Annotated in this window: 8 protein-coding genes; 2 read left to right on the top strand and 6 right to left on the bottom strand. The window is 72.8% G+C overall.

Annotated elements, in window-relative coordinates; genetic code table 11:
* Window positions 1-48 precede the first annotated feature (48 nt).
* Both QJ852_07900 and QJ852_07905 read right to left on the bottom strand, forming a co-directional pair.
* Window positions 49-1,200, bottom strand: coding sequence for a sugar ABC transporter substrate-binding protein (locus tag QJ852_07900; protein ID WGX98361.1), 1,152 nt, complete (start codon window positions 1,198-1,200; stop codon window positions 49-51).
* A gap of 100 nt (window positions 1,201-1,300) precedes the next feature.
* On the bottom strand, window positions 1,301-3,070 hold the full coding sequence (locus QJ852_07905; GenBank protein ID WGX98362.1) for an NAD(P)/FAD-dependent oxidoreductase: 1,770 nt from the start codon (window positions 3,068-3,070) through the stop codon (window positions 1,301-1,303).
* Window positions 3,071-3,273: 203 nt separating this feature from the next.
* Between QJ852_07905 and lpdA the strand changes: the two genes are divergently transcribed.
* Window positions 3,274-4,674 carry a dihydrolipoyl dehydrogenase gene (gene lpdA, locus QJ852_07910; GenBank protein ID WGX98363.1) on the top strand — a complete coding sequence of 467 codons (1,401 nt, stop codon included), beginning with the start codon at window positions 3,274-3,276 and terminating at the stop codon, window positions 4,672-4,674.
* 54 nt (window positions 4,675-4,728) lie between these two features.
* On the opposite strand, the gene QJ852_07915 is transcribed toward lpdA, so the two are convergent.
* Genes QJ852_07915 through QJ852_07930 form a run of 4 tightly spaced genes read right to left on the bottom strand, consistent with a single transcriptional unit; the run spans window position 4,729 to window position 9,476 of the window.
* Window positions 4,729-5,430: a hypothetical protein gene (locus QJ852_07915; protein WGX98364.1), complete on the bottom strand. Its 702-nt coding sequence runs from the start codon at window positions 5,428-5,430 to the stop codon at window positions 4,729-4,731.
* A gap of 7 nt (window positions 5,431-5,437) precedes the next feature.
* Window positions 5,438-7,051, bottom strand: a complete 1,614-nt coding sequence (locus QJ852_07920; GenBank protein ID WGX98365.1) for a serine/threonine-protein kinase — start codon at window positions 7,049-7,051, stop codon at window positions 5,438-5,440.
* On the bottom strand, window positions 7,048-8,646 hold the full coding sequence (locus QJ852_07925) for an FHA domain-containing protein (GenBank protein WGX98366.1): 1,599 nt from the start codon (window positions 8,644-8,646) through the stop codon (window positions 7,048-7,050). The genes QJ852_07920 and QJ852_07925 overlap by 4 nt, the downstream gene beginning before the upstream one ends.
* Complete coding sequence (locus tag QJ852_07930; protein ID WGX98367.1) at window positions 8,643-9,476, bottom strand: protein phosphatase 2C domain-containing protein; 834 nt, start codon at window positions 9,474-9,476, stop codon at window positions 8,643-8,645. Before QJ852_07930 ends, QJ852_07925 begins: the two co-directional genes overlap by 4 nt.
* Window positions 9,477-9,676: 200 nt before the next feature.
* On the opposite strand from QJ852_07930, the gene QJ852_07935 reads away from it, so the two are divergent.
* Entirely contained in the window at window positions 9,677-15,919 is a 6,243-nt protein-coding gene (locus QJ852_07935) for an Ig-like domain-containing protein (GenBank protein ID WGX98368.1), read from the top strand.
* Window positions 15,920-15,926: the final 7 nt, after the last annotated feature.

Genomic DNA, 15,926 nt, shown 5'->3' on the forward strand with positions numbered 1-15,926 from the left:
ACGGGGTGTGGCCGCCGGAGGGGCGACCACACCCCGGGTCGTGGTCGGTCAGCCGACCTTCGCCTGGCAGGTGGGTGTGCTCTCGGCGGGGCCGCCGTCGCAGATCTGCTCCCAGGTGAAGATGCCGAGATCGACCGCCTGCTGCACGATCTCGCCCGGGTCCTTGCCGTCCTCGAGGTGGATCAGCGTGGTGTCGAGCTTGGCCGTCGGGATGTCGTCCGTCCCGTTGTTCACCTCGTCCTGGACCAGGTCGGACGGCGGCTCCTCGCCGCTGATGGCGGCCAGCGTGATCTTCGCGGCGGCCTCGGCCTCCACGGAGAATGCCTTGAGGACGGTGTCCTCCTGGTCTCCGGTCAGCATGTACTGGAGGCCGGTCAGCTCGGGGTTCTGGCCGCCGTACACGGGGATCTCGGCCTTCTGGCCCTTGAGAGCGGCGATGATCCCGGACGCGTTGCCGTCGTAGAAGCCGAGGAAGGCGTCGAGGCTGCTCTGCGTCTTGGTCAGGCACTGCTCGGCGGCCTTCTGGGCGTTGTCGGGCGCCCAGTCCTTGATGTAGTCCTCGCAGACGACGTTCAGGGTGCCGTCGTCGATGAGGGGCTTCAGGATCTCGTCCTGCCCCCGGAGCATCTCGGTCGTGTAGACGTCGCCCTTGTTGCCGTACTGGCGGGCGAGGTCGACGGGGCCACTGCCGAAGGCGCCGGCCTCGACCCGGCTCTTGAAGTACTCCGCCTGCTGGATGCCGACCTTGTAGGGGTCGAAGATCACCTGGGCGTACATCGGGCCGTTGAGCGGCGGGTTCTCGTAGCCGATCACAGGGACCTTGGCCGCCGCGGCCGCCTGGAGCAGGCCGGCGCTCGTGTTGGGGTCGGCCGCCACGACGACGAGCGCCTTGGCCCCGGCCGCGATCGCCGAGTTCGCCTGCGACAGCTGGGTCGCGGAGTCGCCGCCGCCGTTGACGAACTTCACCTCGACGTCGGGGTCGAGCGCCTTCATGGCCTTCTCGAAGTCCGGGCCGTCCTGCTGGATGTAGCGGGTGGGGGTGGTGTTCGGCGCCATGAAGTAGACGAGCTTCTTGCCCGAGGACGAGCCGTCCGCGGACGAGCCACCGTCGTCACCGCCGCACGCGGCCGTCACCAGGCTCAGCCCGGCCACGATCGCGACGAGGCCGACCTTGGCCCGGACCTTTCTACTGCCTTGCATCATTTTCTCCTTCGAGGGGACGGACCCGGCCGGGTGGCAGGGATGTCGCTGTCGCCCAGAGCCCCCGAGTCGACTCCTGGGATGCGCGGAACGGGAGTGGTCAGGAGCGCACGTCGCGTAGCTCGGCGGTGATCTGGAGGGCGAGGTGCTTGGAGTAGACCCGCACCCAGGCCAGCGGACCGCCCATGAACCAGAAGCCCGGCTGACCGGTACGGCGGTACAGCCCGCCGATCTCGCCGTCCTCGCCGATGCCGAGGACGAGGGGGAGCCGATCGGCCACCGCGTCGCCGAAGAGGCGGCGCGCCGTCTCGCGCATGTTCGAGTAGCCGGTCGCCAGGACGACGAGGTCGGCGTCGAGTTCGCGGCCGTCCTCGAGCCGGATGCCCGTCGTGGTGAACCCGGCCAGCCCCGCGCCTTGGGCGAGGCCGATCCGGCCCTCGGCGATCAGACCGGAGGCACCGACGTCGATGTAGTAGCCGCCACCCTTCGCGAGCGCGAAGCCCATCAGCCCCGTGCCGTCGGGGCCGTCGTTGAGCCGGAAGCCCACCGCCTCGAGCGAGGCCAGCAGCTCGGCATCCTTCTCGGCGGTGCGCTTCACGCCCTCCTTGGCGTCCTCGAGCACGAGGGGCCAGGGGTAGGCGCTCGCCAGCAGGTCGGAGTACTCCGTCGGCGGGCCCGACTCGGTGAAGTTGGCCCCGAAGATCGCGGGGATCCCGTGCTCCTGGCTGATGATGTGCGTCGAGGAGCGCTGCACCAGGGTGACGGCGGCGCCCGCCTCATACAGGTCCTGGGCGATGTCGTGACCGCTGTTGCAGGCGCCGACGACGACGGCCTTCTTGCCGGCCCAGCTGCCGCCGGCACCGTGCTTGCTGGAGTGGTACACCGTGCCGGTGAAGTCCTCGCGTCCGGGGAAGTCGGGGACGTGGGGCTCGCCGGCGGCGCCCGTGGCGAGGACGACCTGGCGGGGGCGCAGCGTCCGCTCGCCCTCCTGCGTCCGCACGGTGAGCGTCCAGGTGCCGGCCTGTTCGTCGTACCCGGCGTCGGTCATCTCCGCCGAGCACCAGACGTTGAGTTCCATCGCCTGCGCGTAGAACTCGAACCAGTCGGCGATCTTGTCCTTCGGCGAGTAGATCGGCCACGACTGCGGGAACGGGAGGTAGGGCAGGTGGTCGGCCCACACCGGGTCGTGGAGCACGAGCGAGTGGTAGCGCCGGCGCCAGCCGTCGCCGACCCGCTCACTCTTCTCGAGGATGAGGGCGTCGACGCCCATCAGCCGCAGGTTGGCCGCGAGGGCCAGGCCACCTTGTCCGGCGCCGAGGATGACGACCTCCGGTTCGTGGTCGGCATAGGACTGCGCGTCCTCGCGCTTGTCCTTCCAGTTGCGCTGGGTCGTCGCCCCGGCCTCGTGCCGCGGACCGGTGGGCCTGCGGGCGCCGAGGGCTCGCTCGTGGCCCTTGAGGTCCTCGACCCCGGTCATGACGGTCCAGGCGCGCCAGCCGTCGTCACCGTGCCGGATGCGGGCCACGCCGCGGCACCAGGCCCCGGGGGTCTCGAAGGTGAAGAAGCCCTCGATCGTGCCGCCACCCCCCTCCTCGGCCACGAAGCGCGGACCGAACTCGGTGACGACCCGGACGTCGGACACCTTCGCCTGCCGCAGGTGCTCGTCGAGAAGCCCGGCGATCCGGTCCGTGCCGTGGTAGGTCCCCAGGTCCCAGCTGAGCGCGAGGAGGTCGCGCCACCAGCAGTCACCGTCCAACAGGCCCGTGGTGGCGGCGGTGTCCGCCGTCGCCATCGCGTCCGCGAAGTCGGCGAGCCAGGCGGCGAAGGCCGCCTTCACCTCGTCCGGAGACGAGTCGGTGTCCACCCTCACGTGAGTCCCTCCTTGCGGGCCGCGTCGGCCCCGTCGTCCGACCGAGCGATCGCTCGGTCGGGCAGGAGTGTTGCACACCTCACACTCCGAGGGGAAGGGGCTGGCGGGTGTGGAGGAGCTCCGACCGAGCGCTACCGGTGAGTAGCGAGGCCCGGTTCGGAACGCGCTGCGGACCGGGGGACGAGCCCTACTACGCTGGCTTCGTGACCCACTTCGATGTCCTCGTCCTCGGTGCCGGCCCCGGTGGGTACGTCGCCGCGATCCGCGCCGCCCAGCTCGGCAAGTCCGTTGCCGTGATCGAGAAGAAGTACTGGGGCGGCGTCTGTCTCAACGTCGGCTGCATCCCCTCCAAGGCGCTGCTCAAGAACGCCGAGCTCGCCCACACGCTGACCCACGAGAAGGCCAAGTTCGGCATCGAGGGCGACGCCACGATGGCCTTCGGCCCGACGCACGCGCGCTCGCGCCAGGTGAGCGCCGGCATCGTCAAGGGCGTCCACTTCCTGATGAAGAAGAACAAGATCACCGAGATCGACGGCTGGGGCACGCTGACCGGCGCCAAGTCGGTCTCCGTCGCGCTCAACGACGGCTCCACGGCCGACTACACGTGCGACAACCTGATCCTCGCCACCGGCGCGACGGTGCGCACCGTCCCGGGCGTCGAGGTCAACGGCAAGAACATCGTGTCGTACGAGGAGCAGATCCTCGACGAGAACCTCCCGTCGTCCATCATCATCGGCGGCTCGGGCGCGATCGGCGTCGAGTTCGCCTACGTGATGAAGAACTTCGGCGTCGACGTGACCATCGTCGAGTTCCTCGACCGGATGGTCCCGACCGAGGACGCCGACGTGTCCAAGGAGCTCGCCAAGCACTACAAGAAGCTCGGCGTGAAGGTGCTGACCTCGACCGCCGTGAAGGGCGTCGAGGACACCGGCTCCGGCGTGAAGGTCCGGGTGGCTCCGGCCGCCGGCGGCGACGAGCAGGTGCTCGAGGCCGACAAGTTCCTCGCCGCCTTCGGCTTCGCTCCCCGCGTCGAGGGCTACGGCCTCGACGTGGCCGGTGTCGCGCTGACCGACCGCGGCGCGATCGAGGTCGACGAGTTCTGCCGCACCAACGTCGAGGGCGTCTACGCCATCGGCGACGTCACCGGCAAGATGATGCTCGCCCACGTCGCCGAGGCGATGGGTATCGTCGCCGCCGAGACCCTGGCCGGTGCCGAGACCATGCCGGTCGAGTACGACTTCATCCCGCGCGCGACGTACTGCCAGCCGCAGATCGGCTCCTTCGGCTACAGCGAGGCGCAGGCCAAGGAGAAGGGCTACGACGTCAAGACGGCCTCGTTCCCGTTCACCGCCAACGGCAAGGCCATGGGCCTGGGCGAGGCCGTCGGCTTCGTCAAGATCGTCGCCGACGCCGAGTTCAACGAGATCCTCGGCGCCCACATGATCGGCCCCGACGTCACCGAGCTGCTCCCCGCGCTGACCCTCGCGCAGAAGTGGGACCTCACCGCCGACGAGGTGGGCCGCAACGTGTTCGCCCACCCGACGCTCTCGGAGGCCGTGAAGGAGGCGATCCACGGGATCGCCGGCCACATGATCAACCTCTGAGCGCCTGCTCGCCCGGACCCCGTCTCCGACCGGAGGCGGGGTCCGGTCGTCCGGTCAGGACGACGGCGCGGCGTCGAGCTGGTCGAGGAGGACCAGGTCCTCGGCGGTCACGACGCGGGAGGCCAGGGCGTACTCGACCAGGCGCACCCGCCGGTTGCTCGCGGTGCGGTCGCTGCTGCCGTGCAGGCCGCGCACGCCGAGCCGGGTGAACTTCTCGCAGACGTTGTCGAGCTTGCGGTTGAACCGGGTCGTCGTCCAGCCGAGCCGCTCGGCGGCCGACCGCGAGTGCGGGATGGCACCGGCGCCGCGCTGGCCGCGGCGCAGGATGTCCTCGGCCAGCGCGACGATGAGCAGGCGCTGGTCGGGGGTCAGCGCGACCCGGCCGAGGGTGGTCTGGCCGTCGCTCACCTGCAGCTCGGCGACCTGGACGAACTGCGGGGCATCGTTGTGCACCTCGAACTCGTAGGTCGTCGGCCCGGCGGTGAACCACACGACGGTGCGGGCGAACACCAGCGGGATCCGGGCGCCCGGCGCCAGCCAGGTCTGCACCAGGCCGTGCTCGTCGGCGATCGTCGCCGAGGTCGCGTTGCCGACATTGGCCAGCCACAGCAGATCGTGGTCGAACCCGATCTCGAGGAAGCGGCGGTGCAGATAGGGGTTGTCGTCGATGACGATGTCGCCGTCCCGTCCGAGCACGAGCGCCCGATCGGGAGCGGCGAGGTGCTCCTCGCCGCAGAAGTCGACGACGGCGGTCATCGGGTGCTCACGGCCATGCGCGGCACTTCTCGTAGGGCCCCTGGACGGTGCCGCCGACCGCCACGCCGAGGCGGACACAGGCCTCGCCCGGGGCGGACATGGCGACCAGCAGACCGTCGGGGCCGGCCTCCTGGGCGGCGTACCGACCGCCGTCCTGGCGCACGCTCCAGCGCAGCACGGTGTCCGAGGCGGCGCCCTCGGCGACGAAGAGCACCCCGCCGTCCTGGGGCTTCGCGACGATCGTGGGCTCGACCGCGGCGGGGATGACGTCGCCGAGACCGGCCGGCCCGGGGGCGGAGGGGGTTGCCGCGGGCGGCTTCCGGTCGCCGGAACCCGACAGCACCAGGCCGATGACGACGGCGGCCGCGGCCAGCACCGCGACCGCGCCGAGGGCGAGGATCGTGCTCCGCCTGCCCGCCGCCGCCGGGACCGCGGGGGCCGCGGGGGCCGCGGGATCGGTGGGGGCGGTCGGTCCCGACCGGGGCGTCGGGGCGCCGACGACCCGGGGGCGCAGCTCGGTGGCCTCGCCGACGGGTGCGGCCGAGGGCGTCGCCACGGCGGGACGCCGCTCCGTCATCTCCTCGTCCGGCGGAGGTGGCGGCGCGCTGGGGCGGACCGTCACCGGCCGCTTGAGCATGGTCAGGCCGTCGTCGGAGTCCGTCTCGGGGGCGGGAGCGGCGGCGATGGGGGCGCCGGATGCTTCGGTGGGTGCGCTCGGGACGGCCGCCGCGGCGGGGATCTCGTCCGGGGGCGGTTCGGCCTCGAGGACCACGATCTCGGTCCGGGCCAGGCGCATCTCCTGCTCGACCCGCTGGAGGTGGCGGGCCAGCTCCAGTGCGGTGCGGGGGCGGTGGGCCGGGTCCTTCGCCATCGCCTGCTGGAGCAGGCGGTCCAGACTCGACGGCGCGTCCGCCCGCCCGGTCGAGGGCACCTTGCCGTGCAGGATCCGCCCGAACAGCGCCCGCTCGCCGTTGTCGCCGGACACCGCGAACGGCGAGCGTCCCACCAGCAGGTGCCAGATCGTCGCCGCCAGCGAGTAGATGTCCGAGGCCGCGGAGCCGTTCGACCGTCCGGTCAGCACCTCCGGCGGGGACCACGGCATCGAGACGCCGAGGTTCTCGTCGTCCTCGCCCCGATCGCCCCGGCCGGCGATGCCGAAGTCGCTCAACGCGGGGACGCCGTACGAGCTCACCAGGACGTTGGCGGGCTTGATGTCGCGGTGGATGATGCCGTTGCGGTGCGCGGTCTCGACGGCGCTGGCGAGCTGGATGCCGGTCCGCAGCGCCTCCGGCACCGACATCTGCTCCTTGGCCACCCGGGCACCGAGGTCGGGCTGGGGGAAGTAGCGCATGACGAGATAGGGCCGCCCGTCACCGGACGTCCCCGCGCCGAGGACCGGCACGATGTAGGGATGCTCGGCGAGATCGGCCATGACGTCGGCCTCCGCGGCGAACTGGCGGCGCTGCCGCTCGTCGAGCAGGTCGGACTTGAGCAGCTTGACCGCGACCTTGATCCGGGGTTGGTCCCGCTCGTAGAGGTAGACGTCCGAGAAGCCGCCGGAGCCGAGCTTCTCGACGCAGCGCATGCCCGGTAGGTCCGGCCCCTGCCGCACGGCGCTCACTCCTTCACCTCGTAGACGACCCGGACGTCGCCGGCCAGCGTGATCACCGTGCCGGGCACGATCACGTAGTCCTCCTGGGCACGCAGCTTCTCCGGCTCCCGGTTCGGGAGCGTGATCTCGGTGCCGTTGGAGGAGTCGAGATCGCGGACCAGGACCTGCCAGCCGTCGAGGCTGACGTGGACGTGGTTGCGGCTGATCCCCGGGTCCGCGATCTTCACCAGGTTGGGCTGACTGGCCGCGCGGCTGGCACTCGCCTGCGGCGCCCGGCCGATGATCACGTCGCGGTCCAGCCCGATCGGCGTGCCGTCCTCGCGCCGCAGCGAGCCGAGGGCCGGCCGGGCGACCTCCTGCGGATCGCCCGGGTCGACGGGAGCGCCACAGATCCGGCAGGCGTCCTGGTACGGCGGCGTCAGGTGCCCGGCGGAGCACCGCACCGCCGTCACGGTCGGTCCCACGAGCTCGGGCGAGCGCATCGCGGCGAGGAGGTCGGCACGGCTCATGGTGAGCTGGCTGCTCTCGTCGTCGCCCTGCGGCGCCGGGGCAGCGGCCGGTGGCTCGGCGGGCATCCCGGGAGGCGGCGCCGCGGGCGGCGGTGGCATCGAGGGCGGTGGCATCGAGGGCGGCGGTGTCGCCGGGGGTGGTGTCGTCGGGGGTGGTGGGGGCGCGGGCGGCGGAGCCGCCGGCGCGCCGCTGAGCCAGGGCAGTCCGTCGATGAGACCACCGCCCCCCGCCGCGGCCGGCGGTGTCACCGCCGGGAGGGCGCCGGTGCGGTCCGTCCAGACCGCCGTGACCTCGCGGGCCGGGGGCGGCGGGGCCGGCTCGGCGGCGGCGGGCTCCACGGCGGGCTCGGCCTCCGCGCCGATCTCGGCGGTCGCGGCGTCCTCGGTGACCTCCTCGGAGTGCTCCTCGGCGTGCTCCTCGGCCTCCTGCTCGGCCTCCTGCTCAGCCTCGAGCCGGGCGAGGAAGGCGTCGCGGTCCTGGGTGCCGGCGAACAGGTCGCTGTAGTCGCGCACGGGGCCGTCCGCCTCGGCCTGCGGTGCGGGCTCGGGTTCTGGCTCGGACTCCGGTTCGGGCTCCGGTTCGGGCTCGGGTTCCGGCTCGGGTTCTGGCTCGGGTTCCGGTTCCGGCTCGGGCTCCGGCGTCGGCTCGAGCGGCGCCTCCGCAGCGGCCAGCACGATCCGGTCGGCCTGGGTGATGCCGAGGCCGACGGGAAGGGCGGGGCCGTCCGGCTCCCCGCCGTCGTACCCGAGCTCGATCCGCTCGCAGGTGCCGACGACGACCCGGTCCAGCCAGGTGCCGGGCAGCTCGCCGACGGGCTCCCGGCCGTGCGGGCCGTCGAGGACCAGCCGGGCCGGAGCGCGCACCACGACCCGCTGCCCGCCGGCCGTGGGGACCACGAGTGCGAAGCCCGGGAGATCGGCCAGACCGCCGCGGAGCAGGACGTCGAGGACCTCCTCGGCCCCACCCGCGCGGCGCAGGACCTGCCAGGCGTCCGCGATCCGCTCGTCGGTGACGCGCAGGTCGATGAGCAGCCAGCCGTGGGGAGTCGTCACGGCCGTCCAGGCGCCGGGGGAGTAGCTGCCCTCGAGGGTCATCGCTCCGCCCTCGGGTCCGGTTGCTTGGGTGTGGTCGCGACGTCGAGGTCGTCCTCGGCGGCGGGCGGCGTGTGGACCACGACCGCGGTGACGTTGTCGCGCCCCCCGGCCTCGACCGCGGCATCGACCAGCATCGTGGCGGCGTCCCGCGGCCCGCGGGCGGCCTCGACGATCGCCGCGATCCGTGCGTCGTCCAGCTCGTTCGTGAGCCCGTCGGAGCAGGCGACGAAGACGTCGCCGTCCGGGTCGGTCGGGAAGATCCACACGTCGGGCGCCGGCGCGGGGTCGGTGCCCAGCGACCGGGTGATCACGTGCCGCAGCGGGTGGCTCGACGCCTCCTCCGCGCGCAGCCGGCCGAGTGCGACCAGCTCGGCGACCTCGGAGTGGTCGACGGTCAGCTGGACGGCGGCGCCGCCGGCGATCCGGTAGACGCGGGAGTCGCCGATGTTGAAGACCAGCCAGTGCGGACTGCCGCCGAAGTCGACCAGCGCGATCCCGGACAGCGTGGTGCCCATGCCGCCCCGGCCGGGCTCGCGGGAGTCGGCGAGGATCGCCTCGTTGGCCTGTCCGATCGCCTCCTGGACGTCCTCGGGGCGCAGCCGATCGCGCTCGGCGATCGCCGCGAGCGCCTCGACCGCGTGGGCGCTCGCGACGTCGCCGCAGGCATGCCCGCCCATCCCGTCGGCGACCAGGGCGAGGTGGCGACGGGCGAGATACGCGTCCTCGTTGAGGCGGCGGACCTTCCCGATGTGGCTGGCGGCACCCAGCTCGATGGTGACGTCCAGCGCGACAACCTCCACGTTCCGGTCGGCCGGGCCGACTGCTCTCAACGGCGGCTCATAGTGGCACCGCCGCGGGCCTGCGTGCAGGCAATGTCCGGAATCCGCCCGGGTTACGGGGCCGGCTGTCCTCGGATCCGAGGACAGCCCAAGTTCGATGATTCCCGGCGGCCGGTCGCGCCCCGTCGCTAGCGTGCGGCGGGCCGCCTCGGGGCGGTGATCTGTCGTCCACGATTCCAGGAGGAACCGGCGTGGCCATCGTGTCGCTGCGAGGTCCGCGCTCGTTCGTTCGTCGGCACCGCACGTCGCTCGCGTCGTGGACCGCGCTCGCCGCCGTCGGCGGCGGCCTGCTGGTCTACGCGATCGGCTCGGACGGGCAGACCGTGCACCGCGCGGACCTCAACGACGGCGGCGTCTGGGTCACGAACCAGGACCTGCAGGCCATCGGCCGGCAGAACATGCCCATCGAGCAGCTCGACGCGTACGTCGATGCCGGCCAGTCCGCCCAGCCGGACATCCTCCAGGACGGCTCGGCCGTGGTCAGCGTCGACGGCTCGGTGCTGACACCGGTGAGCGCGACCCGCGGTGCCGCGGTGCCCGACGGTGCCGTCAACGCGGCCGGACCGGCGTCGCTGGGCGGTGGTTCGCTCGCCGCCGTCGACCCCGAGAAGGGCGAGGTCTGGGCGACCCGGCTGGACCCGGGTGCGGACGTGACCTCCCTCGCCGAGCTCAATGCCGAGGCGGACCCGCTCGCGGAGGTGGGGCCCGAGGCGGTGGTGGTCGCGACCCGCACCGGGTCCGTCGTCGCGGCCTCGGCCGCGACCGGCAAGGTCCTCGAGTTGGCGCCGACGGCCGCCGGCTTCACCAAGCCTGCCGCGCTCGACGTGCCCGACCCTCGCGACGGCATCGTGGCGGCCACGGCCGTCGGCAGTACGCCGGTCCTCCTCGACGGGGCCGGTCGGCTGCTGGTGCCCGGGGTGAAGGCGGTCGAGATCGCCGATCCGTCCGCCGTGAAGGGCGGTCAGGTCCTGCTCCAGCAGCCCGGTCCGGCGGCCGACGAGGTCTTCGTCGGCACCGACACCGGCCTCGCGGCGGTCGGCCTCGACGACGGCGACGTGCGCCGGATCGACGCCGGCAGCGGGCAGCCCGTGGCGCCGGTGCGGATCAACGGGTGCGTCTTCGGGGTCTGGGCCTCCGGCACGTCCGCTCAGGCGGCGATGGCGTGTGACGGCGCCGACCCGGTCGGGCCGAACCCGTTCGAGATCTCGCCGGCAGCAGAGTTGAGGTTCCGGGTCAACCGCAACCAGGCGGTGCTCAACGACGTCCGCACCGGCGCCGTCTGGAGCATGAACAACGCCCAGCCGACCCAGATCGCGGACTGGCAGGCGATCAAGCCCCAGGACCCGAAGGACTCCCAGGACGACGAGAAGAAGACCGACTCCGAGCAGGTCCGGCAGGCGCCGCAGGCCAAGACCGACAACCTGGGCGCGCGGGCGGGCGGTACGACGGTGCTGCACGTCCTCGACAACGACCTGGTGTCCGGCGGCGGCGTCCTCACCATCACCGACGTGGCGCCCCCGGCCGACAAGACCGTGGCAGTGCAGGTGTCGCCCGACCGGCAGTCGCTGCTGCTGACCGTCCCGCCCGCGGTGACCAGCCCCCTGACCTTCGGCTACACGATCAGCGACGGGACGGGCGGCAAGGACTCGACCGCCGACGGCACGGTCAACATCGCCACCCGAGCGGTCGACGATCCCGGCACCGCGCAGCCGACGCTGCGCAAGGGCGCCGAGCCCCCGACGTACCCGATGGCCGCTCGCGGCAGCGTCGAGTTCTCCGTCCTGCCCGACTGGCGCGACGAGCAGTACGGCGACCCGGTGTCGCTCGACGGCATCGAGAAGGTCCCCGGGGTGGAGTCCTCGGTCACGGCCGAGGGACTGATCCGGATCCAGGCCGCCGGAGCCTCGGGCGCCGTGCGGGTGCCCTACCGCGTGTCGACGGGAGGCGAGCCGGGCCAGGGCGTGGTCGTCCTCGACGTGCTCCCCAAGGGCAGCAACAAGGCGGTTCCCGCGCAGGCGCTGCCCGACGTCGCCTCCGGCGAGGTCGGCGGACCGATCGCCGTCCAGCCGCTCGACAACGACATCCCCGGCGCGGACCCCAGCGACGCCCAGGCCCGGCTGGCTCTCGCCGGACGGGTCGCGCCGACCCGCGGGCTGGACGTCGCCACCGACCTGGAGTCCGGGAGGGTCACGGTCCAGGCCCAGCGGCCCGGCACCTACCAGCTCACCTATGCGGCGGGCTTCGGCGCCGCCGCCCGCGCGACCGGGAAGATCACCGTCGTCGTCGACCCGGCCAGCGACAAGGGCGACCTCCCGATCGCCTCCCCGGACACGACGATCGTGCACGGCACCGCGCCGATCGTCGTCGACGTGCTCGCCAACGACTACGACCCCAAGGGCCGGATGCTCGCCGTCCAGCAGGCCGAGCCGGTCGACCCGGACAGCGGGCTCGAGGTCGCCGTCGTCGACGGCCGGTGGCTGCGGATCAACGGCCCGCTCGGCATGCCGGCCGGCCAGCGTGTGGAGTACACCGTCAGCAACGGGGCGGGCTCCGCGAAGTCCACGGTGGCGGTGACCCAGAAGGAGCCGCTGCCGCCCGAGCAGAACATCCCGATCCCCACGGACGACGACGTCACCGTGCGCGTCGGCGACAGCGCCGTCGTCCCGGTCCTCGACAACGACTCGACGCCCGGCGGCGACCCGGTCGGCCTGAAGACCCTCGCCGCCGAGGGGCTGCCGATGGGTGAGCTCACCGTCAACCCGCCGTTGGGCCGGGCCTACGTCAGCGGCCGCAACGTGCGCTATGTCGCGCCCGCCGCCGACGAGATCGGCGGCCCGACGACGGTCGAGGTCACCTATATCGTCCAGAACGAGGCCGACCTCAGCATCCCGCACGCCGCGGGCACCCTGCGGGTCAAGGTCACCCCGGAGCCGACGGACCAGAACCCGAACCAGCCGCCGACGCCGCGCGCGGTCGAGGGCCGCGTGGTCCAGGGCGACGAGGTCGCGCTCCGCCCGCCCCTGGTGGGCAACGACCCCGACGGCGACTCGATCACGATCGTCGGTCTCGATCGGCCGCCCGCCCTGGGCCGGCTGCTGAGCTTCGGCGCCGACTCACTGGTCTACGAGGCGTTCCCCGGCTCGCAGGGCACCGACGAGTTCACCTTCCGCGTCCAGGACCGGTACGGCGCCGTCGCGGTCGGCTCCGCGCGCGTCGCGGTCACGCCCGCCGGCGCCCCCCAGGCGCCGGTCGCCGTCAACGACGTGGTCGTGGCCGCGCCCGGTCGCGACCTCGAGATCGACGTACTCGCCAACGACCTCCGGATGCCCGGCACCGGCCTGGAGCTGCTTCCGCTCCAGGGCGCGCCCGACGGCGTCGCCGTCGACGAGAGGACCGGACTGGTCGAGGCGGTGGCCCCGGAGAACACCAAGGAGGCGCTGATCGTCCCCTACCGGGTCTCGACGGGCTTCGACGAGTCCGGCGCCGAGCTGTCGATCCGCTCCGAGAAGGGCTACAACAACCCGCCGGTCGTCGAGGACGCCTACGCGCGTCCCGACGGCGACTCGGCCGAGGTCGTCGTCGACGTCCTGGCGACCGCCTACGACATCGACGGCCAGGGCCGGCCGGTCCGGCTGGAGTCCGTCGGCGACGCGACGGCGACCTTCGACGACGCGGGAAAGGTGACGATCCCGGTCACCGCCGCGCCGCAGGTCATCCCGTTCCGGGTCGAGGACGGCGAGGGCGCGACCGCCACGGCCTCGATCTACGTCCCGGCCCGGCCGACCGACACGCCGTACCTCAAGGCCGGCGCGGCGATCACGTTGGAGCCCGGCGAGACGAAGGACGTCCCGATCGAGGACCTCGTCGTCGACCCCGAGGGCGACGCCGTGCACCTGACCCTGGCCGACAGGATCGTCGGTGCCCCGGCGGAGAAGCTGCAGGCCTCGGCGCCCGACAGCGACCAGACCCTGCGGGTCACCGCGGCGAAGGACGCCTCCGGCCCCGGTGCGGTGACCTTCGAGGTCGCCGACGGGAAGGGCCTGGCGACCGCGCACCTCGCGGTGCTCGCCGTCCCGGTCACGATCGGCTCGGGCGATCCGGTGCTGAACTGCCCGCAGGAGCCGATCAGCGTGCTCGAGGGCGGCATCAGCCGCTCGATCGACATCGCGACGGTGTGCCACGTGTGGGCCCCCGACCCCGCGGCCGCCGCCGACATCGACTACACCGTGGCCTGGGCGGAGGGTCAGCAGCCGCAGGACGTCGACGCGGCGTCCGACGGGGGCCGGGTCAGCCTGACGGCGGGCGTCAACGCCCGACGGGGCGACACCGGCGTCCTGGAGATCGGCGCCGCGGGCGCCGACGTCCGCGACAGCGCGGGCCGCAAGCCGACCCTGCTCGTGCGGGTCGTGCCGGCGGGTCCGCCGCGGCTGCGGCCGATGACGGCGGAGGGCGAGGCCGGCCAGGCCGTCACCATCGACGTGGCGACCTATGCCAAGTCGCCCTTCGGCTCGGACGCGCAGTGGGCGCTGGTCGGCGACGTCGAGAAGGTCTCCGCGCCCGCCGCGGTCGACGTGAGCGTCTCGGGCACCACCGTGTCGATGACCCCCTCCGCGTTCGGCGTCTACACCTTCCGGGTCACCCTCGCCGACGACGGCGCGGCCAAGGGCAGCACCCGGCCGCGCGCGAGTGGCCTGATCAAGCTGTCCGTGGTCTCGGCCCCCGACCAGCCGACCGGCCTGCGGACCGACGGCCGGGTCTACGACGAGCAGGTCAAGCTGCTGTGGAGCCCGCCGTCGGCCAACGGTGGCGCCATCACCGGCTACACCGTCAACTACGCCGGCGGCCCCACGACGTGCCCGAGCAACGCGTGCGTCATCTCCGGGCTGCAGAACGGCAAGGACTACAGCTTCACCGTCATCGCGCACAACCAGTACGGCGACAGCCCGGAGAGCGCCGCCACGTCGGGCACGCCGGACACCGTCCCGACCGCGGTCGGCGGTCTCGCGGTGACCCGCCAGCTGGACCGCAAGGTCGAGCTCACCTGGACGGCTCCGCCCGGCGACGGCTCGGACTTCTCGAGGATCGAGAAATACCAGGTCAGCTGGCCGGGCGGCGGCATCCAGGACGTCGCCGCGGGCGCGCGGAGCTACACCGCGACGCTGCCGACCAACGGCGAGACCGTCGAGTTCTCGGTGTGGGCGGTCAACGCGCTCGACGCCGGACCGAAGGCGTCAGTGCCGGGCATGGGGGCCGGGAAGCCCGACGTACCCGAGATGAACAGCCCGCAGACCTCCGACACCGCGGGCCGTGCGAACAAGGCCGTCACCGTGTCCTGGGGCGCGGTCGGGGCCAACGGCCCGACGCCGGTGGAGTACGAGGTCACCCGGACCGGCGGCGGCGGGTCGAAGGTCGTCTGCGCCTGGCGGGCCGCGACCAGCTGCGCCGACACGCTCGGCAACGACGGCACCGTGTACTCCTACGCGGTGCGGGCCCGCAATGGTGAGGCCGTCGCGCCGCGGGAGCCCTCGCCGGACCTGCACATCTCCGCGAACTCGCAGGCGGTGTCGGTCGAGGCGGCCGCGGTGCCCGACACCATCACCGGCCTGAAGGTCGTCGCCACCGGCGTGAACAACCAGGCGCAGGCGACCTTCGACGTCGGCGCCTCGCACGGCAAGACGAACAAGATCGAGTGCCAGCCCGGCTGCGGCACCATCGCCTCGACGACGGTCGGTACCGGCGGGCAGGCCAATGTCACCTTCAAGGTGAACGTGGGTCCCAACGGCAGCAACGGGACCATCCGGGTCCGGACCTGTAACGGCGCGGCCGACTCTGCCCTGGCCTGCAGCCCGTGGGTAAGTGACGGCACCACGCCGTTCGGGCCGCTGGCCAACCCGTCGATCTCGGCGTCGGGCAGTGGCGAGTGCTTCAGCTGGTCGGTGTCCGGCAACGCCAACGGGAAGTCCGTGCACGTCACGGTGACCGGCGGCGGCAACACGCTGGCCAGCTACGACACGGCCGGGTCGATCAACCGCAGCGGCAGCACCTGCCCGGGCTACAGCAAGTCGTGGACCTTCAAGGTGACCATGGACGACTCGGGGTCGAGCGCCGAGCAGCCGCAGGACCGCGGCAGCAAGTCGGCGACCGACTCGGCGAGCACGCCGGCGCCGCCGCCGACGGTGAGCGTCCGCAAGGGCACTCCGTGCAGCGGCAGCGGCTGCGGCGGCGCGGTCATCCCCTGCGCCAGCACCTGCTGGAACGTGGTCACGACCGGAACGAACTTCCAGGGCACGGTCCGCTGCCACATCACCGGGGGCGGTCCGAGCTGGAACCAGGGCAACGGCGACACGACGTCGGCAGGCAACTGGGTCGGGCCCAACTACACCTTCAAGGTCTACTGCGACAACGGCGCCAGCACCGGGAACGTCACGTGGTAGCCGTCCT

The sequence above is a fragment of the Nocardioides sp. L-11A genome, assembly GCA_029961745.1.
Taxonomy (GTDB): Bacteria; Actinomycetota; Actinomycetes; order Propionibacteriales; family Nocardioidaceae; genus Nocardioides.